Source organism: Buchnera aphidicola (Pseudoregma panicola) (genome assembly GCF_039376655.1).
GTDB lineage: Bacteria > Pseudomonadota > Gammaproteobacteria > Enterobacterales > Enterobacteriaceae > Buchnera_G > Buchnera_G aphidicola_C.
This window is the reverse complement of the sequence record NZ_CP135000.1, coordinates 255,464-280,284: the sequence shown is the minus strand read 5'-3', so window position 1 is coordinate 280,284 and position 24,821 is coordinate 255,464. Positions and strand designations below refer to the sequence as shown.

General features: G+C 19.4%; 21 protein-coding genes, 1 tRNA gene and 1 pseudogene. 14 read left to right on the top strand and 9 right to left on the bottom strand.

Translation table 11 applies throughout. From position 1 onward, the window contains the following. The first annotated feature begins 113 nt into the window (after nt 1–113). Together rplM and rpsI are read left to right on the top strand one after the other, a co-directional pair. A complete protein-coding gene (gene rplM, locus RJT18_RS01310) occupies nt 114–539 on the top strand; it encodes a 50S ribosomal protein L13 (protein WP_343154648.1) in 426 nt (141 codons plus the stop codon). Nucleotides 540–559: 20 nt separating this feature from the next. After that, the gene (rpsI, locus tag RJT18_RS01305) at nt 560–952 is read left to right on the top strand and encodes a 30S ribosomal protein S9 (RefSeq protein ID WP_343154964.1); all 393 of its coding nucleotides are present in this window, start codon (nt 560–562) and stop codon (nt 950–952) included. A gap of 68 nt (nt 953–1,020) precedes the next feature. Here rpsI and cgtA read toward each other — a convergent pair whose 3' ends face one another. The 4 genes from cgtA to RJT18_RS01285 all read right to left on the bottom strand — a co-directional run bounded on the left by cgtA (nt 1,021) and on the right by RJT18_RS01285 (nt 3,174). After that, on the bottom strand, nt 1,021–2,022 hold the full coding sequence (cgtA, locus tag RJT18_RS01300) for an Obg family GTPase CgtA (protein WP_343154647.1): 1,002 nt from the start codon (nt 2,020–2,022) through the stop codon (nt 1,021–1,023). An 86-nt stretch (nt 2,023–2,108) separates the two neighbouring features. Beyond that, nucleotides 2,109–2,360, bottom strand: coding sequence for a 50S ribosomal protein L27 (rpmA, locus tag RJT18_RS01295; RefSeq protein ID WP_343154646.1), 252 nt, complete (start codon nt 2,358–2,360; stop codon nt 2,109–2,111). A gap of 1 nt (nt 2,361) precedes the next feature. Continuing rightward, nucleotides 2,362–2,685 (bottom strand): 50S ribosomal protein L21, encoded by a 324-nt coding sequence (gene rplU / locus RJT18_RS01290; RefSeq protein WP_343154645.1) that lies wholly within the window; start codon nt 2,683–2,685, stop codon nt 2,362–2,364. Between the two features lie 240 nt (nt 2,686–2,925). After that, nucleotides 2,926–3,174, bottom strand: coding sequence for a BolA/IbaG family iron-sulfur metabolism protein (locus RJT18_RS01285; protein ID WP_343154644.1), 249 nt, complete (start codon nt 3,172–3,174; stop codon nt 2,926–2,928). Nucleotides 3,175–3,502: 328 nt separating this feature from the next. Between RJT18_RS01285 and greA the strand changes: the two genes are divergently transcribed. The 10 genes and pseudogenes from greA to RJT18_RS01235 all read left to right on the top strand — a co-directional run bounded on the left by greA (nt 3,503) and on the right by RJT18_RS01235 (nt 15,695). Continuing rightward, entirely contained in the window at nt 3,503–3,982 is a 480-nt protein-coding gene (gene greA, locus RJT18_RS01280; RefSeq protein WP_343154643.1) for a transcription elongation factor GreA, read from the top strand. A 16-nt stretch (nt 3,983–3,998) separates the two neighbouring features. Further along, the gene (locus tag RJT18_RS01275; protein WP_343154641.1) at nt 3,999–4,628 is read left to right on the top strand and encodes an RlmE family RNA methyltransferase; all 630 of its coding nucleotides are present in this window, start codon (nt 3,999–4,001) and stop codon (nt 4,626–4,628) included. Nucleotides 4,629–4,665: 37 nt separating this feature from the next. Then, nucleotides 4,666–6,495 carry an ATP-dependent zinc metalloprotease FtsH gene (ftsH, locus tag RJT18_RS01270; RefSeq protein WP_343154640.1) on the top strand — a complete coding sequence of 610 codons (1,830 nt, stop codon included), beginning with the start codon at nt 4,666–4,668 and terminating at the stop codon, nt 6,493–6,495. Nucleotides 6,496–7,052: 557 nt separating this feature from the next. Further along, nucleotides 7,053–7,136: transfer RNA gene (locus tag RJT18_RS01265), tRNA-Ser, on the top strand. 203 nt (nt 7,137–7,339) lie between these two features. Then, nucleotides 7,340–8,386: pseudogene (gene nusA, locus RJT18_RS01260) on the top strand (transcription termination factor NusA); the annotation flags it as partial. Between the two features lie 211 nt (nt 8,387–8,597). Next, a complete protein-coding gene (infB, locus tag RJT18_RS01255) occupies nt 8,598–10,700 on the top strand; it encodes a translation initiation factor IF-2 (protein ID WP_343154639.1) in 2,103 nt (700 codons plus the stop codon). A 39-nt stretch (nt 10,701–10,739) separates the two neighbouring features. After that, entirely contained in the window at nt 10,740–11,093 is a 354-nt protein-coding gene (rbfA, locus tag RJT18_RS01250) for a 30S ribosome-binding factor RbfA (RefSeq protein WP_343154637.1), read from the top strand. Between the two features lie 41 nt (nt 11,094–11,134). Next, nucleotides 11,135–11,404, top strand: a complete 270-nt coding sequence (gene rpsO / locus RJT18_RS01245) for a 30S ribosomal protein S15 (RefSeq protein WP_343154636.1) — start codon at nt 11,135–11,137, stop codon at nt 11,402–11,404. A 171-nt stretch (nt 11,405–11,575) separates the two neighbouring features. Further along, a complete protein-coding gene (gene pnp / locus RJT18_RS01240) occupies nt 11,576–13,663 on the top strand; it encodes a polyribonucleotide nucleotidyltransferase (protein WP_343154634.1) in 2,088 nt (695 codons plus the stop codon). A gap of 283 nt (nt 13,664–13,946) precedes the next feature. Further along, nucleotides 13,947–15,695, top strand: coding sequence for a DEAD/DEAH box helicase (locus RJT18_RS01235; protein ID WP_343154633.1), 1,749 nt, complete (start codon nt 13,947–13,949; stop codon nt 15,693–15,695). Between the two features lie 33 nt (nt 15,696–15,728). On the opposite strand, the gene RJT18_RS01230 is transcribed toward RJT18_RS01235, so the two are convergent. Continuing rightward, entirely contained in the window at nt 15,729–16,106 is a 378-nt protein-coding gene (locus RJT18_RS01230) for a RidA family protein (RefSeq protein ID WP_343154631.1), read from the bottom strand. Nucleotides 16,107–16,162: 56 nt separating this feature from the next. Next, nucleotides 16,163–17,164 carry an ornithine carbamoyltransferase gene (argF, locus tag RJT18_RS01225; RefSeq protein ID WP_343154630.1) on the bottom strand — a complete coding sequence of 334 codons (1,002 nt, stop codon included), beginning with the start codon at nt 17,162–17,164 and terminating at the stop codon, nt 16,163–16,165. Between the two features lie 570 nt (nt 17,165–17,734). Here argF and RJT18_RS01220 point away from each other — a divergent pair. Together RJT18_RS01220 and asnS are read left to right on the top strand one after the other, a co-directional pair. Continuing rightward, a complete protein-coding gene (locus tag RJT18_RS01220) occupies nt 17,735–20,584 on the top strand; it encodes a valine--tRNA ligase (protein ID WP_343154629.1) in 2,850 nt (949 codons plus the stop codon). Nucleotides 20,585–20,667: 83 nt separating this feature from the next. After that, nucleotides 20,668–22,041 carry an asparagine--tRNA ligase gene (asnS, locus tag RJT18_RS01215; RefSeq protein ID WP_343154627.1) on the top strand — a complete coding sequence of 458 codons (1,374 nt, stop codon included), beginning with the start codon at nt 20,668–20,670 and terminating at the stop codon, nt 22,039–22,041. Between the two features lie 74 nt (nt 22,042–22,115). Here asnS and RJT18_RS01210 read toward each other — a convergent pair whose 3' ends face one another. The 3 genes from RJT18_RS01210 to RJT18_RS01200 all read right to left on the bottom strand — a co-directional run bounded on the left by RJT18_RS01210 (nt 22,116) and on the right by RJT18_RS01200 (nt 24,815). Beyond that, complete coding sequence (locus tag RJT18_RS01210; RefSeq protein WP_343154626.1) at nt 22,116–22,460, bottom strand: HIT domain-containing protein; 345 nt, start codon at nt 22,458–22,460, stop codon at nt 22,116–22,118. A gap of 81 nt (nt 22,461–22,541) precedes the next feature. Continuing rightward, complete coding sequence (gene ptsG / locus RJT18_RS01205) at nt 22,542–23,969, bottom strand: PTS glucose transporter subunit IIBC (protein WP_343154625.1); 1,428 nt, start codon at nt 23,967–23,969, stop codon at nt 22,542–22,544. Nucleotides 23,970–24,020: 51 nt separating this feature from the next. Further along, nucleotides 24,021–24,815, bottom strand: coding sequence for a TatD family hydrolase (locus RJT18_RS01200; RefSeq protein WP_343154623.1), 795 nt, complete (start codon nt 24,813–24,815; stop codon nt 24,021–24,023). Nucleotides 24,816–24,821: the final 6 nt, after the last annotated feature.

Here is a 24,821-nt window from a genome sequence, read left to right as displayed (position 1 = left end):
TTAATAATTTATATTATTTTGTTTTAATATAGTATTATATTAATAATTTATTATATAATAAATATTTTTAAAATTCTTATTAATTATAGTATTATATAGGTATTTTTTTAAAAATGAAAAGTTTTTTAATAAAAAATATAAATAAAGAAAAATGGTTTTATGTAAATGCTAAAGGTAAGATATTAGGAAGATTAGCATCTAAAGTTTCTAAATACTTAATGGGAAAACATAAGTCTAATTATGCTAATAATGTAAATAATGGAGATTATATAGTTATATTAAATGCTGACAAAATATCTGTTACTGGAAAAAAAATGAAAGATAAAATTTATTATAGTCATACTGGATTTATAGGAGGGTTAAAAAAAATTTCTTTAAAAGATATGCTTATAAAGAGTCCAGAAAAAGTAATAATAAATGCTATAAAAGGAATGTTGCCTAAAAATTCTCTTAGAAGAGTTTTTATGAAAAAGTTAAAAGTTTATTCAGGAGAAAAGTTAAGACATTTATCTCAAAAACCAAAGTTATTAAAAATTTAATTGGAAATTTTATATAATTAATTATGAAAACTAAAAACTATGGAACTGGAAGAAGAAAAACTTCTTCAGCTAGGGTATTTTTAAAAAATGGAAATGGAGAAATTTTTATAAATAAAAAAAGTATAAATGATTATTTTAAAATCGATACTATTTGTTCTGTAGTTTTACAACCTATTTCAATGTTAAATTTAAATAATAAATTTAATTTTTTTATTACTGTTAAAGGTGGGGGTATTTCTAGTCAAGCTCATGCTGTAAGACAAGGAATTACTAAATCATTAATAGAATATGATAATGTTTTTAAATCTAAATTAAAAAAATTTGGATTTATTACTAGAGATTCTAGAAAAGTAGAAAGAAAAAAATTTGGATTTAGAAAGTCTAGGAAAAGACCTCAATTTTCAAAACGTTAAATTAATTTTATTATTATAACCCGGTATAATTTTTTATATACTCGGGTTTTAAATTTTTTAAATATCTTTTATTTTATTTTTTTTAAAAATTTTATAATATTTTTACAAAGTTTATTAGTTCCTTTTTTATATTTTGCAGATATAAAAAATAATTTTTCTTTTATTTTTTTTTTAAAATTTATTTCTTTGATTTTTTTTTTATAATTTATTTTATCTATTTTATTTAACACTAACCATATAGGTTTATTTAATATTTTTTTATTATATTTTCTTATTTCTTTTTTTATAATGTTTATATTTTTTATAATATTAGAATTTTTTTTTAAAGAAAAATCTACTATATGAAGTAATATTTTGCATCTTTCTAAATGTTTTAAAAATTGTATACCTAAACCTATTCCACTTGATGCTCCCTTAATTATTCCTGGTAAATCAGCTATTGTAAAATATTTTTTATTATTTATTACAAATGCTCCTAAATGTGGATGTATAGTAGTAAATGGATACATTCCTATTTTTGTTTTAGAATTAGATATTTTTCTTACTAATGTGGATTTTCCTGAATTTGGTAAACCTAATGTACCAACTTCAGCAAGAATTGTTAATTGTAATTTAACTTTTAATTTTTTACCTTTTTTTCCTTTAGTATGTTTAATTGGAGATCTATTAGTAGAAGATTTAAATCTATAGTTTCCTAATCCTTTTTGCCCTCCTTTTAATATTAAAAATATTTGTTTTTTTTTTGTAATATCTGCTAATATTTTTTTTTTTTTTATGTCTATTATTTTTGTTCCTAATGGTACATTTATATAAATGTCTTTTCCTTTTTTGCCAGAACATTTTTTTTTCTTTCCATTATGTCCATTTTCCGCTTTTAAAACTTTTTTGAAGTTATATTTTACTAATGTATTTATATTAAAATCAGATTTTATCCATACATTTCCACCATTTCCTCCATCTCCTCCATCAGGACCTCCTTTAGGAATAAATTTTTCTCTTCTAAAACTTGTACATCCATTTCCTCCATTTCCTGATTTTATGTAAATTAAAATTTCATCAAAAAATTTCATTTATTTCTCTTTACAGGAAAATATCTTTTTGTTTTAAAGACATTTTTTTAGATTTTAATATTTTATTATTTTAAAAATTTATTATATTAATTTACATATATATATTTTTTTTTATTAATTCCTTTTTTTTTAAAATGTACTTTTCCTTTTTTTAATGCAAATAAAGTATGATCTTTTCCACATCCAACATTTTTACCTGGATGAAATTTTGTACCTCTTTGTCTCAAAATTATATTACCAGGTTTTACAAATTCTCCTCCAAATTTTTTTATACCTAATCTTTTTGAATTAGAGTCTCTACCATTTCTGGTTGAACCACCAGCTTTTTTGTGAGCCATTTTATATTCCTGTATTGTTACTAATTTTTATTATTTTTATCATAGTATATTTTTGTCTATGACCTTGTTTTTTTTTATAATGTTTTCTTCTTTTGAATTTTATGATATTTATTTTTTTCTTTTTATTATGTGATTTTATTTTAGCTGAAACATATTCTTTTTTTAAAAATGGTTTTCCTATAATTGAATTTTTATTTTTACATATCATTAAAACCTTTTTTGATGTAATTGTTTCACCTATTTTTAAATTTAACTTTTCTACATTTATTGTATCACCAACATTTGCCATATATTGATTATTATTTATTATGAATATTGCTTTCATATATTTACCTATTTAAACATTTTTGCGTTTAATAAAAATAAAAATTTATTATTTTTTTTAAAATTTTTATTAAAAATTTATTATTAACATTAATAATTTAATTTGTAATTATTTTTTTTAAAAAAAATTATTATATAAAAATTTAATATTTATATTATATATTTATATAATATTTTTATAATTAATATTTTAAATATTATTTTTATAAAATTTTATGTTTTTTATAAAATAAATATAATTTTATTTAGAATTATTTATTTTTTTCCATTCTTTAATAGAATATGTGTAAATCATAACAGCATGTATTTTTTTTTTTATAATTATATCTTGTATTGACTTATATATTATTTGTTGTCTTTCTAAATCTGTTTTATTTATAAAAATATCACTTATTGCAGTAATTTCTATATTGTCATTTTCTTTTATTATTTTTATTTTATAAATATCTATATTTTTTTTTATTATATTTTTTATTTTTTCTATTTTCATTTTTTATATTATAATATTATTAATGTTTTATAAAATTATAAGACATTTTTTTAAATATAATATATTTTTTTTTAAAAAATTTTGTTATTTACATTTTTTTAGTTATAAATTTTTTTATGTTATGTGTTGTTAAATATTTTATTTTTATTATTTTAACTTATATAATTACAAAAATTTTTATGTTTTATTTTTTTTAAGTTTATTAATTATTTATTATTTATATAATTAGTTATTTAACAAATAATTAATAATTTGATATAATTATAAATATATAAATTTATTATTATTTAAAAAATATTATAAATTAATAAAAAGTTGAGGTTTTAGTTTGGTTAAAAAAATACCTATAACTGTTTTAGGATTCAAAAAACTTAAAGATGAATTAAACAATCTTAAAAATATTAAAAGAAAAAAAATTATAAATAACATTAAAAAAGCAAGAGAACATGGAGATTTAAAAGAAAATGCAGAATATCATTCTGCAAGAGAAGAGCAAAGTTTTTGTGAAGGAAAAATTAAAGATATAGAAAGCAAATTGTCTAATATAGATATTATAGATATAACAAAAATACCAAATAAAAATAAAGTAGTTTTTGGAGTAACTGTAACTATTATGAATATATTTTCTAAAAAATATTTTAAATATAAAATTGTAGGTGAAGATGAATCTAATTTTAAAAATAGATTAATTTCTATAAGATCTCCTATATCTAGAGGTTTAATAGGAAAATATATAGGTGAAATCTCTTCTATAAATACTCCTAATGGTAAAATAAAATATAAAATTATAAATGTAGAACATTTATAATATTATAAAAATTTATATGAAATATAAAAATTTTTCTAAAAGTTCTACAATTTGGTTGAAAAGAAATTTTAAAGATAAAAATGTTTTAATTGCTAAAGAAAAAAAATTAATATCTAGATCTTGGTTTAAGATAGAAGAAATAAATTTAAAAAGTAAAATATTTAAAAAAAATATGAATATTGTAGATTTAGGATCTTCACCTGGTGGTTGGTCTAAATATGCTTCTAAACATATTGGTAGTAATGGAAATATAATTTCATGTGACATAAATAATATGAAATTTACAAATAATATAATTTTTTACAAAGGAAATTTATTAAATAAAAAATTTTTAAAACTTTTTTTAAAAAAAATTAGTATATATAATATTGATGTATTAATGTCTGATATGTCACCTAATATAAGTGGAAACAGGTGTGTTGATAATTTTAATATAATAAATTTGTTAAATTTGTCTTTTAAAATATGCAAAAAAATTTTTTTTAAAAATGGAATTTATATAACAAAAGCGTTTGAAGGAGAATATTTAAATAAATATATAAAAATTTTAAAAGATTTTTTTGTAAATATAAAAATTTATAAATTAAAGTCTTCTTATAATAGTTCTAGAGAATTATTTATTGTAGGAAAAGGAATAATGAGATGATTTTTTTTTATAATAGTTGTTATATGAGGTTAATTCTTTGAGTCATTCAGCTAAAAATATAATTATTTGGTTATTTGTATCTGTTATGTTTATGTCTGTTTTTCAAAGTTTTACTACTAGAAATTCTTTTAACAATAGAATATCTTATACTGCTTTTTTATCAGAAGTAAATAAAAATAAAATATCTGAAGTTACAATTGATGGAAGACAGATAGAAATAATAAATAAAAATAATAATAAATACTATACTACTATACCAATTAATGATCAAAAATTATTAGATATTTTATTATTAAAAAACATAAAAATTTTTGGTAAATCTCCTATATCACCAGGATTTTTTACTTCTTTAATAATATCTTGGCTTCCTATGTTTTTGTTAATAGGAATATGGATTTTTTTTGTTAGACAGCTTCAATCTGGCGGCAAAGGCGCTATGTCATTTGGAAAAGATAAATCAAAAATGCTTTCGGATAATAAAGTAAAAATTACTTTTTCTAACGTGGCAGGATGTGACGAAGCTAAAGAAGAAGTTAAAGAATTAGTTGAATATTTAAAAAATCCTAAAAAGTTTAAAAAATTAGGGGGTAAAATTCCAAAAGGAATTTTATTAGTTGGACCTCCAGGGACTGGAAAAACATTATTAGCAAAAGCGGTAGCAGGAGAGGCTAAAGTTCCATTTTTTATTATTTCTGGTTCAGATTTTGTAGAAATGTTTGTAGGTGTTGGAGCTTCTAGAGTTAGAGATATGTTTGAAAATGCAAGAAAGTTTTCTCCATGTATAATATTTGTAGATGAAATAGATGCTGTTGGAAGACAAAGAGGTACAGGTTTAGGTGGAGGACATGATGAAAGAGAACAAACTTTAAATCAAATATTAGTAGAAATGGACGGATTTGAAGAAAACAAAGGAATTATATTAATAGCAGCTACAAATAGACCAGATGTTTTAGATCCAGCATTATTAAGACCTGGTAGATTTGATAGAAGAGTTATAGTTTCTTTACCTGATGTAAAAGGAAGAAAACAAATATTAAAAGTTCACATGAAAAATATAATTGTTAAAAAAAATGTATCAACTTCTATTTTGGCTAGAGGGACTCCTGGTTTTTCAGGCGCTGACTTAGCTAATTTAGTAAATGAAGCAGCTTTATTATCAGCTAGATTAAATAAAAGCAGTGTTTCTATGTCGGAATTTGAAACATCTAAAGATAAAATAATAATGGGATCAGAAAGAAGATCTATGATAATGACTGATAAACAAAAAGAATGTACAGCATATCATGAAGCAGGTCATGTAATAGTAGGAAGATTAGTTCCAGATCATGATCCTGTTCATAAAGTAACTATAATTCCCAGAGGTATGTCTTTAGGTGCAACATTTTTTTTACCTGTAGATGATGAAATAAGTGTGAGTAAAGAAAAGTTAGAAAGTAAAATATCTACATTATATGGAGGAAGATTAGCTGAAGAAATAATTTACGGATCTAAAAATATTTCTACTGGAGCATATCAAGATATAAAAATGGCTACTAGTATAGCTAGAAATATGGTAACTAAATGGGGGTTTTCAAAAAAATTAGGTCCAATATTATATACTAAAGAAAAAGAAGAAATATTTTTAGGAAAAAATATATCTGTTTCTTCTAACATTTCTAATAAAACTGTTAGAGTTATTGATAAAGAAATAAAAATATTAATAGAATCTAATTATAATAGAGCTTTTAAAATTTTAAAAGAAAATATTGATATTCTTCATGCTATGAAAGATGCTTTAATTAAATATGAAACAATTGAGTTTTTTCAAATAGATGATTTAATGAATAGAAGAAATATTAGAAAAAATATAAATTCTAAAATTCATTAAAAAAATAGTATATAATATATTATTTATAAAATTTTTTATATATTTAATAAAATATGTTAGATCATTTTTTACATACTATACTATATATAAAATATAATATTTATTATTATATAATATTATATAAAAATTTATATATTTAAGTTTTTTATTAATTTTTTTTATAAAAATTTAAATTATATTATTATAATTTTTTAGTTATAATAATTTATATTTTTTTTAATAATAAATTATTAGGGTGATTATGTATGTTATCTTTTTTACATTTTTCATTATCGTTTCGATTTCTATAAATTTTATAATTTTGACACAAAAAGTTAAAATGTTAGAAATGCATGATTTTTATAGTATAAAAAATAAAAATAAATTATTTTTTTTTAATATTTTAAAAAACAATTTAACTAATAAAGTTATATCTATTTTATTATTATTTTTTTTCTTTATTAACTTAGTTTTATGTAATTTAATGACATTAAAAAAATAATTATATATTTAAATAAAATTATATATTTTTAAATTGTTAAAAGAATAAAATTTTATTTTTAATATTATTAAATTTTGCCAAGATGGTGAAATGGTATACACGCTATTTTGAGTTAATAGTGCCTTTTATAGGCTTACGGGTTCGAATCCCGTTCTTGGTATAAAATAATATTATATTTTTTTTTTAAAATTTAAATATTTTAAAATGTATTTTTAATATTAAATTTTATTTTTTAAAATATTTTGAACCCCGTAATTATCGGGGTTTTTTATTTTTATTTATAAATTTTATAAATACAATTTTTAAAATAATATTATATTAGAACTTTTTAAAATATATTTCTTTAAAATAAAGGATTTTTTGATGAATAAAGAAATTTTGTCTGTTGTAGAATCTGTTTCTAATGAAAAACAATTGCCTATAGAAAAAATATTTGAAGCTTTAGAATTTGCTTTATCTGCAGCTACTAAAAAAAAATATAATAAAGAAATTGATGTAGTTGTTAAAATAGATAGAAAACATGGTAGTTTTAAAACTTTTAGAAGATGGATTATTGTAGATAAAGTAAAATTTCCTACTAAAGAAATTACTCTAGATGCAGCGAAATTTGAAAATAAAAATGTAAAATTAAAAGAATATATAGAAGACGAAATAAGTTCTATTGTTTTTGACAGAATTACTACTCAAACAGCTAAACAAATAATGGTTCAAAAAGTTAGAGAAGCAGAAAAATGTATGATAATTAATAAATTTAAAAATAATATTAATGAAATTATTACTGGAATAGTAAAAAAGATTAATAGAGATTGTATTTTTTTAGATTTAGGAAATAATGCAGATGCAATAATAATGAAAAAAGATTTACTTCCTAGAGAAAATTTTAGATTAGGAGATAGAGTAAGAGGATTATTATATTACATACATACTGAGTCTAAAGGAGCTCAATTGTTCATTAGTAGATCAAAGCCTGAAATGTTAGTAGAGCTTTTTAAAATAGAAGTTCCAGAAATAGGAGAAGGTTTAATAAAAATAAAAGCTACTGCTAGAGATCCAGGATCTAGATCTAAAGTAGCTGTAAAATCTAATGATAAAAGAATAGATCCAGTAGGAGCTTGTGTAGGAATGAGAGGTGCTAGAGTTCAAGCAGTTTCTAGTGAATTATGTGGGGAGAGAATAGACATAGTTTTATGGGACTCTGATGAGATTAAATTTGTAATAAATTCTATGTCTCCAGCAAATGTATCTTCTATAATAGTTAATAAAAATAATCATACTATGGATATAGCTGTAGAATCTATAAATTTAGCTCAAGCTATAGGAAGAAATGGTCAAAATGTAAAATTAGCTTCTCAATTAAGTGGTTGGGATCTTAATGTTATGACATTATCTGAATTAAAAAAGAAACATAAAAAAATATAATTAATTTAATATAAATTTATATAGTTTTTTTTGAAAAAAAAATAAAATATTTTTTTATATAAAAATGTTAGTTTTATAAAATATTTTTTTTTAAAAATAATAGAAATAAAATTAAATTTATTTTATATAAAAATTAATAAATAAACTAAATTATATTTTTTTTAAATTTAATATTAACAATGTTCTTAAATAGGAAAAAAATATGAAAAGTAAAATAAATAAAAAATCTTTTTTAAAAAAAAAATTTGTAGAAAACAAAAATATTAAAGATAAAAAAATTTTTATAAAAAATAGTTTTTCTAATAAGTTTAAAAAATCTATTTTTATAAAAAGTAAAAATAGACCACATGATAAAGTAAATAGTTTTAAAGAAGATTTAAAAAATAAAAAATTTTTAAAAAAAAATACTTTTAATAAAAATATTTCTTCAGTAAAAAATAAAAATTTTAATAAAATATATAGTTTAGATATTGTTAAAAAAAATAATGTTAAAAATAAAAAAAATATTTTAAAAAGTGAGAAAATAAAATTAATAAAACAATCTTTTATCAAACCCAATAATATTATAAATAAAAATATAGTTTTAAATGAAAATATTTCTTTAATGAAATTTTCTTCATTATTAGGAATAAAAGTAAAAAATATATATGAAAAAATTTCTAAATTAGGAATAAAAATAAATAATAATTTTTTAAGTTTTAAAGATACCAAAAAAATATCAGAATTATTAGGATATAAAGTAATAGAAAAGAAAAATAATAAAATAAAAGATTTTCTTAAGAAAAAAAAATGTTCTAATAATTTAAAAATGAAAAATAGACCTCCTATAGTTACTATAATGGGTCATGTAGATCATGGAAAAACTTCAATTTTAGATTGTATTATATCTAGTAATATTAAAGATAAAGAATTTGGAGGAATAACTCAAAATATATCTATATATAATACTAAAATAAATAATAAAAACATAGTTTTTTTAGATACTCCCGGGCATGAAATATTTTCAAATATGAGATCTAGAGGTGCTAAAATAACAGATTTAATAGTTTTAGTTGTAGCAGCAGATGATGGTGTAATGCCTCAAACTATAGAGGCTATAAAACATGCTAAAACATCAAATGTTCCAATAATAATAGCAGTGAATAAGATAGACAAAGTTGACAAAAATATAGACTTTATTAAAAATGAATTAATGAAATATGAGATAGTTCCTGAAGAATTAGGAGGTGAAAACGTTTTTGTTTCTGTATCAGCTAAATTTAATAAAGGAATTGATAATTTATTGGATGCTATTTTTTTACAAACAGAAATTTTAGAATTAAAAACATTTTATGAATGTACTGCTAAAGGTGTTGTTATAGAATCTTTTTTAGACAAAAATAAAGGTATAATATCTGTTATAATAGTTCAAGAAGGTACATTAAAAATAGGAGATTTTATTATATGTGATTTAGAATATGGAAAAGTTAAAGCTATTAATGATGAATTTGGAAATTCTTTAAAATTTGTTACACCTTCTATTCCAGTTAGAATATTAGGATTATCAGGAATACCTATTTCAGGAAGTAGTTTTGTAGTTACACAAAATGAAAAAAAATCTAAAGAATTTATTTTTTATAAAAAAAATAAAGATAAGCAAAAAAAATTTAATAAATCAAAAAAAAATGAATCAGAAAATTTTTTGGAAAATATAAAAACAAAAAATTTTAGTAATATAAATTTATTAATAAAAGCTGATTCACAGGGTTCTTTAGAAGCTATTTATAATAAAATATTTAATATGTCTAGTAAAGATTTTGTTATAAAAATAATAAGTTCTGGTGTTGGATCAATAAATGAATCAGATGTGTCATTAGCAGAGACTTCTAAATCAATAATTTTAGCTTTTAATGTTTATCCTAACAAAATAGCTAAAAAAATAATTTTATTAAATAAATTAGATATAAAATATCATTCTATAATATATAATTTGTTGAATGAAATAGAATTGTTAAAGAAAAAAGTTTTGAGTTCTAATTTAGAAAATATTGTTTGCGGTGTAGCTCATGTAAAAAATGTTTTTAAAGTTTCTAACTTAATTAATGTTGCTGGATGTATAGTAACAAAAGGATTTATACAATGTAATTTAGATGTGAATATAATAAGAAATAAAAAAATTATATTTACAAGTAAAATAGATTCTATAAAGCATTTTAAGAAAGATATAAAAAAAGCTAAAAAAGGTTTAGAATGCGGAATTATTATAAAAAATTTTAATAAAATAAAAATAAAAGATGTTTTAGAAGTTTTTATAAATAAAATATAATAAGAATTTATTTTTATATTAAAAAATTTAGAGAAAATTATGATTTTATATTTTAACAGACAATATAAGATTTCTACTATTATTAGAAAAGAAATATCTAATATTTTATCTTTTTATATAAATGATAAAAGAATTAATTTTTTAGTAACAATTTCAGATGTAGAAATTTCCAAAGATTTAAAATATGCAAAAATATTTTTTACTTTTTTAAATATTTATAATTCTAGAAATATTAAAAATATTATTAAAATATTAAATAGCTATAAAAAATATATAGTAAAATTACTTTGTAAAAAAATAATATTAAGAACAGCTCCTATATTAAAGTTTTGTTATGATAATTCGTCATTAGAAGGAAACAAGATATCTGAAATTTTGAAAAAATGTTTTTAATAAAATAATTTTATATTAAATTGTTTTTTTTAGAGGTTTTTATGAGTAAAAAAAATATAAAACATTCAAAAATATTTTTAAAATTTGGTAAGAGTATTAATGATAGTGGATCTGCAGAAGTTCAGATTGCATTAATAACATTTAGAATTAAAACTTTAAAGATTCATTTTGACATTAACAAAAAAGATCATGGTAGTAAAAGAGGATTGTTGTGTATGGTTTCTAAAAGAAGAAAACTATTAAATTATTTAAAAAAGAAATCATTATCTAGATATAAATATGTCATTAAAAAACTTTCTATAAGAAGATAAAAATGTTTTTAGGGCTGTAAGAAGCCCTTTAACAAAAATAATTTTAAATTTTTTATGTTATTAAGTTTTATTTTTTAATTAATATTAATTATTTTAATTTAGAAAATAATATTATATATTTATATTTTTTTTTATAATAAATTTTAATAATGATATGTTAAGGAAATTATTTTGCAAAATTATATAAAACATAAATTTGAATATGGTAATAATACTGTTATTTTAGAAACAGGAATTATTGCAAAACAGGCTACTTCTGCAGTAGTCGCAAATATAGATGATACTATAGTTCTTGTAACAGTTGTTTTTAATAAAAAAGTTAAAGAAGAAAACAATTTTTTTCCTTTAAAGGTAGATTATCAAGAGAGAACATATGCTGCTGGTAGAATACCTGGTGGTTTTTTTAGAAGAGAAGGAAGACCAAGTGAAAATGAAATATTAATAGCAAGATTAATAGATAGACCAATAAGACCATTATTTCCTGAAGGTTTATTAAATGAAATACAAATTGTGGCAACTGTTATTTCTGTAAATCCTCAGATAAATCCAGACATAGTAGCTGTTATAGGAACTTCAGCTGCTTTAAATATTTCAGGAATTCCATTTTTTGGACCTATAGGAATTTCTAGAGTTGGTTTTATAAATAAAAAATATTGTTTAAATCCAATAGTTCAAGATATGAAATTTAGTAGTTTAGATTTGGTAGTTTCGGGTACTAAAAATGCTATATTAATGGTAGAAGCAGAATCTAACATGTTAACTGAAAAAGAAATTTTAAATGCTATTTTATTTGGACATAAGAATCAAAAAAAACTTATTAAAAATATTTCTTTATTTTCTAAAAAAGTTATAAAACCTAAAATAGATTGTAATTTTTTATTAAATAAAAAAAAATTGTTTTATAAAATTAAAAAATTTTATAAAGATAAAATTGTTAGTTCTTATTTAACTAAATTTAAGTTAGAAAGGGAAGAAAAAATTAATATTTTAAAAAATGAAATTTTAAATTTTATAAGTTTAAAATATCCAAAATATAATAAAATAGAAATAGAAAATTCTATAAATTTAGTTGAAAAATATATTTTTAGAAATATCATTCTAAACAATTTTAGTAGAATTGATAAAAGAAATTTTAATGAAATAAGAAAAATATATATACAAACAGGAACGTTGCCTAGAGTTCATGGATCTTCTTTATTTACTAGGGGTCAAACTCAATCTTTAGTTTCTGTTACCTTAGGAACTTCTAGAGATGCGCAAAATTTAGATGAATTATTGGGAGATAAAACAGATAATTTTTTGTTTCATTACAATTTTCCATCTTATTCTGTTGGAGAAATAGGACTATATGGATCTCCAAAAAGAAGAGAAATAGGACATGGAAGATTAGCAAAAAAAAGTTTAATTGCAGCTATGCCTAATACAAAAGAATTTCCTTATACTATAAGAATAGTTTCAGAAATTACTGAATCTAATGGTTCTTCTTCTATGGCTTCTGTTTGCGGAGCTTCATTGGCTTTAATGGATGCCGGCGTTCCAATAAAATTTGCAATAGCAGGAATAGCTATGGGATTGATAAAAAGATGTAATGAATATGTAATATTATCAGATATTTCTGGTGAAGAAGACCGTTTTGGTGACATGGATTTTAAAGTTTCTGGAAGTTTCATTGGAATAACATCTTTGCAAATGGACATAAAAATAGAAGGAATAACTATAGAAATAATTAAAGTTGCATTAGAAAAAGCTAAGTTAGCTAGATTAAAAATTTTAAAAATTATGTCAAATCATATTAATGCTCCTAAAAAAGAAATATCTATATTTGCACCAAGAATTCATACTATAAAGATTGATCCTTGTAAAATAAAAGATGTTATAGGAAAAGGAGGATCTGTAATAAGAATGCTTACTGAAGAAACAGGTACTACTATAGAAATAGAGGATGATGGTACTGTTAAAATTTCTTCTTCTTTAAAAGATCAAGCTAAAAATGCTATAAAAAAAATTAAAAAAATTACTTCTGAAATAGAAGTAGGAAAAATATATTCTGGAAAAATTACTAAAATAGTTGAATTTGGAGCATTTGTATCTATAGGGTCAGGAAAAGAAGGTTTAGTTCATATATCTCAAATTTCTAATAAAAGAATTAGTAAAGTTTCTAATTTTTTGAATATAAATCAAAATGTTTCAGTAAAAGTTTTAGAAATAGATAAAAATGGAAGACTTAGATTAAGTATAAAAGATGCAAAATTTAGTTAAAAATATATTAAAATACTTTTTTATAATATTTATATTATTATTTTATTTTAATAAATATTTTTTTTTTAATTAAAAAATATAATTAAAGTTATTATTTTTTTCATTAATATATTTTTTTTTAAAAAAAAATAATATATTTTGATTATATAAATTATACACTAAATTTTATTATTTATGATAAAATAATTAAATCTTATTAATATTTTTAAAATAGTTTTAAATAAAATTTATTATTTTAGTTAACATAAATAATATTTGTAAATTAAAAGGCATATAAAATTGCATGACTAATAATAAATTTACATTTTCTTCTTTAGGATTAAAAGATTGTTTAATAAAATCATTAAATGAAATAAAATATATAATACCATCTCCAATTCAAAAACTGTGTATACCTTTTTTGTTAAAAGGAGTAGATGTATTAGGAATGGCTCAAACTGGAAGTGGTAAAACTGCTGCTTTTGCTTTACCTTTATTAAACAATATAAAATTAAATTTAAGATTGCCTCAAATTTTAGTATTAACTCCAACTAGAGAGTTAGCTATACAAGTATCAAAATCTTTTTCTATATTTTCTAAATATATTTCAGGAATAAATGTTTTAGCTTTATATGGAGGTCAAAGATATGAATTACAATTAAAAATATTAAGATTAGGACCTCAAATTATAGTAGGAACTCCTGGAAGGTTATTGGATCATATTAAAAGAGGTACTTTAAATCTTTCTAATTTAAAAAGTTTAGTTTTAGATGAAGCTGATGAGATGCTTAGAATGGGTTTTATAGAAGATGTAGAGAATATAATGTCTAATATTCCGAAAGATCATCAAACTGCTCTTTTTTCAGCTACAATGCCTAACGAAATTAGAAGAATTTCTAGAAGATTCATGAAATTTCCTAAAGAAATAAAAGTAGAATCTAGCATAAAAAATAGACCTAATATAAATCAAAAATTTTGTATTGTATATGGTAAAAAAACTGATGCATTAATAAAATTTCTGGAAACGGAAAAATTTTCTGCAACTATAATTTTTGTTAAAACAAAAAATTCTACTATAGAAGTATCTGAAGTTTTAGAAAAAAATGGTTATAATAGCTCAGCATTAAATGGAGATATGAATCAATCTATAAGAGAAAAAACGTTAGAAAAATTAAAAGATGGAAGATTAGACATATTGATTGCTACAGACGTTGCAGCAAGAGGGTTAGATGTCGATAGAATAAGTTTGGTTATTAATTATGATATTCCGATGGATGTAGAATCATATATACATAGAATAGGAAGAACAGGAAGAGCTGGAAGATCAGGAAATGCTTTATTATTTGTAGAACCTAGAGAAAGAAGATTGTTATATAATATAGAAAGATCTATAAAAACTAAAATATTAAGAATAGATTTGCCTAATTCTAAATATTTAGAAAAAATTAGATTAAATAATTTTTGTAAAAAAATTATAGAAGAAGTAAATAGTAAAGATTTAGATACATACAAAAAAATATTTAAAAAAATGGATGCAATAAAGAATATTAATTTAGATATATTATTACCAATATTATTAAAAATAGCGCAAAAAGATAGACCTTTAATTATAAAAGAAAAAAATAAATTAAGAAAAAACTTTTTTAATAATAAAATTAAAGAAAATTTTTATGATAGAAGTTCGAGCAAGTTATATAAAAAAAATGCTTATAACATGAATTTGTATAATATAAGTGTAGGGAAAAGAGATGGAGTAGAAGTAAGACATATTGTAGGAGCAATAGCTAATGAAGGTAATATTAGTAGTAATAATATAGGACATATAAAACTTTTTGATTTTCATTCTACTATAGAAATATCAAAGAATGTAACAAAAAAAAATAATTTTTTAGAAAATTTTAAAAATACTAGAATTTTAAATAAGTTAATTAATATTAAGATTATATCTGGATTTAAAAATAATATTTTTAATAAAAATATAAAGAAAAATTTTTTTAGAAAGGATGTTTTTAAAAGAAAAAATATTACTAATACAAAAAAAAGATTTAACTAAAATTTTTAATATTATGCCACTACGTGGCATATTTTATTTAATAGCTATTGCATCTATTTCTATATCAGAGTTTTTAGGAAGTTTAGATACCTCTACACATGTTCTAGCTGGAAATTTTTTTGTATATTTTTCAAAAAATTTTTTATATATTTTATTTATTATTTTTATATTTTTGATATTTGTCACAAAAATTGTAATTTTTACTATATTTTTTATTTCTAAATTATTGCATTTAATAATGTTTTTTATATTTTCTAATATTATTTTTATTTGTGAAGATATTTTTTTAGGAATTTTTTTATTTTTTTTAGATATAGGTATTTGACCTGATATCATAAAAATTCCTTTTGACTCATAAATATAACTATATGGACCTATTTCTTTTGGAATTTTTTTTTTAATATTTTTCATTTAATTAAAATTTTATATTATTTTTTATATAATTTTATTATATATTAAAAATATAATTAAAATTTTAAAAAGTTTATATTTTTTTTTAAACTTAATATCATTATTGCTTGTATTATATATATTTTATTTTTAACTTGTTCAAATACTAAACTATTTTTAGATTTAAATACTTCATCAGTTATTTCTAATCCATTATTAATTTTGTACTTTCTAAAAATTTTTTTAGAAAATTCTGTTTTATTATTGTGAATTGCAGGCATGCAATGTAATATTCTAGTATTTTCATTTTTAGTTTTTTTTAATAAATTTTTGTTAATTTGATATTTTTTTAATAATTTTATTTTATTTTTTATTTTATTATTGTTTTGACCCATAGAAAACCAAGTATCTGTATATATAAAATCTACATTATTTAATCCTATATATTTATTTTCTGTAAATAATATTTTTTTATTTTTTTTCTTAATTTTTGGTAAAAATTTTTTATTAGATATCATATTTATATTTATGTTTAAAATTTTTGAAGCTTCTAAAATAGTTTTGGCTATATTGTTCTTACAATCTCCTATATATGCAATAGTTATTTTACATAGTTTTTTGTTTTTTTTTAAATTTTCTATAATTGTAAATATATCTGATAATATTTGTATAGGATGGTATTTATTAGTTAAACCGTTCCATACTGGTATTTTAGAATATTTTTTTATTTCTTTTATTACATTATGGTTTGGGCCTCTATATTGTATAGCATCGTACATAAAATTAAATACTTTTACAGTATCTTCTATAGATTCTTTTTCTCCCATATGAGTATTTTTTACATCTAAATTTGTAACATTTACTTTTTGATTAAATGCTGATATTTCAAAAGCACATCTTGTCCTAGTGGAATTTAATTCAAATATTGAAACTATGTTTTTACCTTCTAAAAAAGATATTTTTTTTTTTGTTTTTTTTAAATGTTTTAATTTTTTAGCTAGATTAATTATTTTTTTTATTTCTAATTTGTTTAAATCTTTTAAAGATAATAAACTTTTATTATATAATGAATTTTTCATAATTTATTTTTATTATATATTTATATTTTATATAATTATATTTTTTTTATTAGTTTAGTGCAAAATTATTTATTTTAGTATATTTCATTTTTATATCTATTTTTAATATTTTATTTTATTTTTTTTATATTTTTAAAAAATATTTTATATAAATTATATAAATTTTATTTTTTTAAAAAAAAATATGTAGTAAATATTATTATAATTATTTTGTATTTTACACAAAAATAATTTTATTGTTATATTTTTACATTATATATTTTTTTTAATTATACATTTTATTTTTTTATTATTTTTTATATTATAAAATATAATTTTGTATTAAATTGTTTAAAATTATTTTAAACAATAAATTTATAAAAATTTAATATAATATTTTTTTTTATAAAATATTAAAAAATATTATTATTTTTTAAAGTATAAAATTTTTATATGTTATATTTATTTTTATAAATATATTTTTTTTTAATACATATAATTTTTTAATATATTTTTAATATTACTTTATAAAAAAATTATTAAAATATATATTTTAAATTAAAAAATAATTAATTTTACAACAGAAATAATATGAAAAAAATATATGATCATAAAAAAATAGAAAAAGTATTATATGATTTTTGGGAAAAAAACGGTTATTTTGAATATAAAAAGCAATATAAAAATAATTTTTGTATAGTAATGCCTCCTCCAAACATTACAGGAGATTTGCATATGGGGCATGCATTTCAGCATACTATAATGGACATAATAATAAGATATAATAAAATGATAGGTAAAAATATATTATGGCAACCTGGAACTGATCATGCTGGTATAGCTACTCAAATAATAGTAAAAAATTATTTATTTTCAAAATATAAATATAAAAAAATAAAATTTTCTAAAAAAAAATTTTTAAAAATTATTTGGCAATGGAAAGATAAGATGCAAAATAATATTTGTTCTCAAATCAGAAGATTAGGAAGTTCAGTAAATTGGAAAAGGAATTGTTTTACTATGGATAAAAATATGTCTCATTCTGTTAAATTTGCTTTTATTTCTTTATATAAAAAAAAATTAATATATAAGAAGAAATCTTTAGTAAATTGGGATTTTAGTTGTAAGAGTGTTATATCAGATATAGAAATAGAGAAAAAAAAATGTAAAGGATTTATGTGGTATATAAAATATTATATTGTAAAAGATAATAATAAAATTAAAAACAAAGAAGAATATATCACAGTTGCAACTACAAGACCTGAAACTCTTTTAGGAGATGTAGCTGTTGCTGTTAATCCAAAAGATTCTAGATATAAAAATTTTTTAGGAAAAAATGTTTTAGTTCCTATTGTAAATAGAATTGTTCCTATAATATCAGATAAATCTATAAAAAAAAACAAAGGTACTGGGTGTGTAAAAATTACTCCAGCTCATGATTTTCATGATTATAAAATTGCTTGTGATAATAAATTACCATTAATAAATATTTTTACTGATTCAGGAAATATTTGTAATAAATTTACAATATATTTTGAAAATAATGTATGCAAAGAAACATCTCCAAAATTTTTGTATAATTTAGACAAGTATAAAGCTAGAGAAAAAATTTTAAAATTTTTAAAAAAAGAAAATATATTAGAAAAAACAGTTAGTAAAAATATAAAAATTCTTATAGGTGATAGAACAGGGTCTTTAATAGAACCAAGAATAACAGATCAATGGTATCTAAAAGTAAAAAAAATTTCTAAAAAAGCATTTAAATTGGTTAAAAATGGGTTAATAGAATTTATTCCAGAAAAATATAGAAATATATTTTTTTCTTGGATGGAAAACATAGATGATTGGTGTATATCAAGACAATTATTTTGGGGTCATAAAATACCAGCATGGTATGATAGTGATGGTAAAATATATGTAGGAATTAATAGAAAAGAAATAATAAAAAAAAATTTATTACCAAAAAATTTTTTTTTAAAGAGAGATAAAGATGTATTAGATACTTGGTTTTCTTCAGCTATATGGTCTTTTTCTTCCTTGGGGTGGCCTAAGAAAAATGATTTGTTGAAAATGTTTCATCCTACTGATGTTTTAGTTAGTGGTTTTGATATTATATTTTTTTGGATATCTAGAATGATAATGTTAACTTTAGTTTTATTAAAAGGAAATAAAGAATTTCCTGTTCAAATACCTTTTAAAAAGGTTTATATTACTGGTTTAATTCGAGATGAAATTGGAAATAAAATGTCTAAATCTAAAGGAAATGTAATAGATCCAATAGATATAATTGATGGCATTTCTTTAAAAGACTTATTGAAAAAAAGAACGACATATATGTTTAAAAGTTCTATGAAAAATAATATTTTAATTAGAACAAAAAATAATTTTCCTAATGGAATAGATTCTTATGGTGCTGATGCTTTAAGATTTACTTTAGCATCTTTATCTTCTCCTACTAGAAATATAAATTGGGATATGAAAAGATTAAAAGGTTACAAAAGTTTTTGTAATAAGATTTGGAACATCAATATTTTTATATTTTCTAATATATCTAGAAAAGAAATAAATGAAAATATGATTTTTAAAAAATTTAATATTATAGATATCTGGATAATTTCAAAATATAATATTATGATAAAAAAATATAGATATTATATAGATAATTTTAGATTTGATAAAGCTTCTGTAGTAATATATAATTTTATTTGGAACAGTTTTTGTAATTGGTATTTAGAATTCTTAAAAATAATTTTTAAATTTTTTCCTAAAAAAGACATACTATATTATAAAAATAATTTAATTAAGATCTTTCAACTACTTTTAGTTTCTTCTCATCCTATTATTCCTTTTATTACTGAATCAATATGGCAAAAAATAAAATTTTTTAAATATAATTGTACTAAAAGTATTTTATTGCAAAAATTTCCTAGTTATAAAAAAGATCTTATAGATAAAAATATTTTATATAATGTGACTTTTATAAAAAAATTTTTAAGAAATATTAGATCTATTAGAAATAAAATAAAAATAAATTTTTCAAAAAAAATTTCCGTTGTTATAAAATTTTATGAAATTTCTTTGAAAAAAATTTTTTTTCAAAATATAAATTTTTTAATAAAAATGGCTAATTTAAAAAAAATTATTTTATTAAAAAATACATATAATTATGAAGATTATTTTGTTAAAGTGTTGAAAGAAGCTAAAATAATAGTTATTTATAAAAAAAAATATTATGATAGTTTAAATATTAGAAATTTTATAAACAAAATAAAAAAAATAAATTTTAATATTAATTCTTCAAAAAATAAACTTAGTAATAAAAATTTTTTAAAAAAGGCTCCTAAAAATATAATAAAATTTGAAAAAAATAAAATATTTAATTTAATTAAAATTAAAAAATCAATTATAAAAAAAATAAAATCAAACAAACAATTATTATAAAAAAATTATATTTTTTATTTTTTAAATAATTGTGTATAAATTTATTTATAATCATATTTTTTATACTTTTGGTAAACAAAAAAATGAAAAATTTTTCTATAAAAGAAATATTTTATAATAAAATAAAAATAGAAAAAGAAATAAAAATTTATGGATGGATAAGAAGTAAAAGAGATTCTAAAAGTGGAATATCTTTTATTGATATTTTTGATGGTTCTTGTTCTAATACTTTACAGGTAATAGCTAAATCAAATTTAAAAAATTATAAAAATGAAATTATTAAATTAACTAGTGGTTGTTCTGTTTATGTAATAGGTATTTTAATATATTCAAGAAGAAAAGAACAGAAATATGAATTATTATTAAAAAAATTAAAAGTATTTGGAATTGTAAACAATCCAGAAAAATATCCAATTTCTTTGAAGAAACATACTTTTGAATATTTAAGAAAATTTGCACATTTAAGACCAAGAACTAAATTATTTAGTTCTATTTCAAGAATTAGAAACAGTTTATTAAATGGTATAAATAGTTTTCTTAAAAAAGAAAAATTTTTATGGGTTCCAACACCAATTATTACAAGAATAAATACTGAAGGATCAGGGTCTATGTTCAATGTAAGTCCATATGATTTTTATCAAAAAAGTAAATTTTTGAATAAAAGAAAAAAAATTTTTGAAGATTCTTTTTTAACTGTATCAGGTCAATTAACTTTAGAAACTTATGCTTCAGCTTTATCTAAAGTATATACATTTGGACCTGTATTTAGAGCAGAAGATTCTAATACTAAAAGGCATTTATCTGAATTTTGGATGTTAGAAATAGAAGCATATTTTTTTGATTTAGAAAATATAATTTTATTATCTAAAAATATTTTAAAATATGTTTCTGAATATATTTTAAAACGTTCTTTTTATGATATAGAATTTTTAGAAAAAAATTTTAATAAAAATATAATAATTAATTTAAATAATTTAATAGAATTAAATTTTGTAGAACTAGAATATAAAGATATAATTGTTCTATTAAACAAATTAGGAAAAAAAATATCTTTTGGAGAAGATATATCTTTAGAAAAAGAAAAATATATTGTAAATAAATATTTTCGTAAACCTTTAATAATAAAAAATTTTCCTAAAGAGTTAAAAGCATTTTATATGAGGAATAATTTAGATAATATTACTGTTTCTTCTATGGATATATTTCTTCCTAACATAGGTGAAGTTATAGGTGGATCTCAAAGAGAAGAAAGATTAAATGTTTTAGACAATAAATTTAAAGAATTTAATTTAAATAAAAAACAATATTGGTGGTATAGAGATTTAAGAAAATATGGAACTTCTTTTCATTCAGGATTCGGAATAGGATTTGAAAGATTGTTATGTTACATAATAGGTTTAGAAAATATTAGAGATGCATCTCCTTTTCCAAAAACTCTTAATAAATTTAATTATTAGAATTTAATATTTTAATTTTTAATAAATTTTTATATTATTTTATAATTATAAAATAATATAAAAAATATTTTTTATTAACAAAATTTTCCTAATATTTTTCCTCCTAATAAATGCATATGTAAATGTGGTATTGTTTGACCACCATATTTGTTGCAATTTATTACAATTCTATACCCTTGTTTATAAAAATTAAATTTTTTTGCTATTTTTATTGCTGTATATGCCATAGTTCCTATTATATTTTTATTTTTTTTATTTATTTTATTTATAGATTTTATTATTTTATTTGGAACAATTAAAATATGTATTGGAGATTTTGGATTTGCGTCTTCAAAAGCTGTAACTTTTTTATTTTGATATATTATTTTTGACTTAATTTTTTTTTTTATTATTTTTGTAAAAATATTTTCACAATTCATATTTATTCTCTTCTATTTTATACTTAAATTAAAAATTTTTATTATATTGTGGGTTGTAAAACCCACTTTTTTAAATATTATTTAAAGTTTTTTTTTTAAATGTTCTTCAATATTAGTTTTTATACTATCTGACTTAGTTCCGAAAACTGCTTGAACTCCGCATCCTGAAATTATAACTGCAGATGCTCCTAGATTACTTATTTTATTTTTATTAACTTTAGATGCATTTAAAACTGTTATTCTTAATCTTGTTATGCATGCATCTAAATTAGAAATATTTTTTTTTCCTCCTAAAGCTTTTATTAACTCTGGAATAATATTTTTATTTTTATAAATTTTATATATTTTTTCTCTACCTGGAGTATTTAATTTAAAAAATTTTATTAATGTCACAAATATTATATAATATATAAAACCATATAATATACCTATTATAGGAAATAATAAAATGTTGTTGCTGTTACCACTTAATATCATAAAATCTATAATTCCATGAGAAAAACTTGCTCCAGCTCTCATATTTAATAAAATACATATTGGAAATGACAATCCAGCTAATATAGAATGTACTATATATAAAATAGGTGCTGATATCATAAACGCAAATTCAATTGGTTCTGTTATTCCGGTGATAAATGAAGTTAAAATAGCTGATGTCATTAAACCACCTATTTTTTTTTTATTTATTTTTTTAGCACATTTCCATATAGCTATAGCAGCCCCTGGTAATCCATACATTTTAAATAAAAATCCTCCAGATAATTTTCCAGCTGTAACGTCACCAGCCATATATCTTGCAATATCTCCATGAAATATTTTTCCTGAATTGTTTACATATTCTCCAACTTGCATTTGAAATGGCACATTCCATATATGATGAAGGCCTAATGGTATTAATGCTCTTTCTACAGAACCATAAATAAAAAATGCTAATATTGGATTTTGATATGCAGCCCATTCAGAAAATTTTTCTATTATTTTTCCTATAGGAGGCCATATTAATGATAATAAAATTCCTAAAATTATTGAAAATAACCCTGATATTATTGGTACAAATCTTTTTCCTGTAAAAAATCCTAAATATTCTGGAAGATTTATTTTATAAAATACATTAAATAAATATGCTGACATTGCACCTGATAAAATTCCACCTAAAATACCTGTATCAATTAGGTTAGTTTGTTTATCCAAAACAGTAGTAAAATTTGTTAAAGCAGGTAACATTATAGAAAATGTTTTAGACATTATTTCATATGAAATGACAGATGCTAATGCTGCTACACCATCATTTTTAGTAAAACCTAATGATACCCCTATAGCAAAAATTAAAGGCATATTTTTAAATATAGAACTTCCTGATTCAATCATTATATTTGAAATTAAACTAGGAACAATTGAAAAATTAGCTGAACCTATACCTAACAATATACCTGCTATTGGAAGAACAGAAACAGGTAACATTAAAGATTTTCCTATTTTTTGTAAATTAGAAAAAATATTTTTGAACATATTTAATCTCTATTTTTGTATTTTATAAAATTATTATATTATATTTATGTTTTATGTTATTAATTTTTTATTTAAATTAAATAATTTTTTAAAATTTTCTTTCATTATTTCTGAAATTTCATCTAATTTTATTTTTTTTAATTTTGCAACACATTTTGCTATATAATATAAATTTGAAGGTTGATTTTCTTTTCCTCTATGAGGTTCTGGAGAAAGATATGGTGAATCTGTTTCTATAAGAATTTTATTTAATGGTATATATTTTATAATATTTCTTAGTTCTGATGCATTTTTGAATGTTATAATACCAGATATTGATATATAAAAATTAAGATCTATTATTTTTTTTAAATTTTTTAATTTTGTTTGATTAAAAGAATGAATTATTCCTCCATATTTACTAATTTCTGAAATTTTTAAAATTTTTATTGTGTCTTTTATAGAATTTCTTGTATGCACTATTATTGGTTTTTTAAATTCTTTGCTTATTTTTATTTGATCTAAAAACATTTTTTTTTGTTTTTCTTTATTTATTTTGTTTTGTTTTGAATAATCTAATCCTATTTCTCCTACTGCAATAACTTTCTTGTTTTTTAATCTTTTTCTTATATTTTCTATTTTTATATTTTTTTTATAATAAAATGGATGTATACCGCATGAATAAAATATATTTTTTTTATTTTTTAATAAAACATTCATTTTATCAAAATTATTTATTGAAGTAGAAACATTTAAAATATATTTTATATTTTTTTTTTTCGCTTCTTCTAATATTTGATATATATTTTTTTTTATTTTTTTATAATTTATTTTATCTAAATGGCAGTGAGAATCTATTAATATCATTTTTTT

Excerpts from the sequence above, each read along its gene's own strand:
- asnS (WP_343154627.1), top strand. The coding sequence starts at position 20,668 with ATGAAAAATTTTTCTATAAAAGAAATATTTTATAATAAAATAAAAATA.
- RJT18_RS01275 (WP_343154641.1), top strand. The coding sequence starts at position 3,999 with ATGAAATATAAAAATTTTTCTAAAAGTTCTACAATTTGGTTGAAAAGA.
- RJT18_RS01210 (WP_343154626.1), bottom strand. The coding sequence starts at position 22,460 with ATGAATTGTGAAAATATTTTTACAAAAATAATAAAAAAAAAAATTAAG.
- RJT18_RS01220 (WP_343154629.1), top strand. The coding sequence starts at position 17,735 with ATGAAAAAAATATATGATCATAAAAAAATAGAAAAAGTATTATATGAT.
- rpsO (WP_343154636.1), top strand. The coding sequence starts at position 11,135 with ATGAGTAAAAAAAATATAAAACATTCAAAAATATTTTTAAAATTTGGT.
- rbfA (WP_343154637.1), top strand. The coding sequence starts at position 10,740 with ATGATTTTATATTTTAACAGACAATATAAGATTTCTACTATTATTAGA.
- argF (WP_343154630.1), bottom strand. The coding sequence starts at position 17,164 with ATGAAAAATTCATTATATAATAAAAGTTTATTATCTTTAAAAGATTTA.
- cgtA (WP_343154647.1), bottom strand. The coding sequence starts at position 2,022 with ATGAAATTTTTTGATGAAATTTTAATTTACATAAAATCAGGAAATGGA.
- ptsG (WP_343154625.1), bottom strand. The coding sequence starts at position 23,969 with ATGTTCAAAAATATTTTTTCTAATTTACAAAAAATAGGAAAATCTTTA.
- rplU (WP_343154645.1), bottom strand. The coding sequence starts at position 2,685 with ATGAAAGCAATATTCATAATAAATAATAATCAATATATGGCAAATGTT.
- RJT18_RS01235 (WP_343154633.1), top strand. The coding sequence starts at position 13,947 with ATGACTAATAATAAATTTACATTTTCTTCTTTAGGATTAAAAGATTGT.
- RJT18_RS01285 (WP_343154644.1), bottom strand. The coding sequence starts at position 3,174 with ATGAAAATAGAAAAAATAAAAAATATAATAAAAAAAAATATAGATATT.
- rplM (WP_343154648.1), top strand. The coding sequence starts at position 114 with ATGAAAAGTTTTTTAATAAAAAATATAAATAAAGAAAAATGGTTTTAT.
- RJT18_RS01200 (WP_343154623.1), bottom strand. The coding sequence starts at position 24,815 with ATGATATTAATAGATTCTCACTGCCATTTAGATAAAATAAATTATAAA.
- infB (WP_343154639.1), top strand. The coding sequence starts at position 8,598 with ATGAAAAGTAAAATAAATAAAAAATCTTTTTTAAAAAAAAAATTTGTA.
- rpmA (WP_343154646.1), bottom strand. The coding sequence starts at position 2,360 with ATGGCTCACAAAAAAGCTGGTGGTTCAACCAGAAATGGTAGAGACTCT.
- RJT18_RS01230 (WP_343154631.1), bottom strand. The coding sequence starts at position 16,106 with ATGAAAAATATTAAAAAAAAAATTCCAAAAGAAATAGGTCCATATAGT.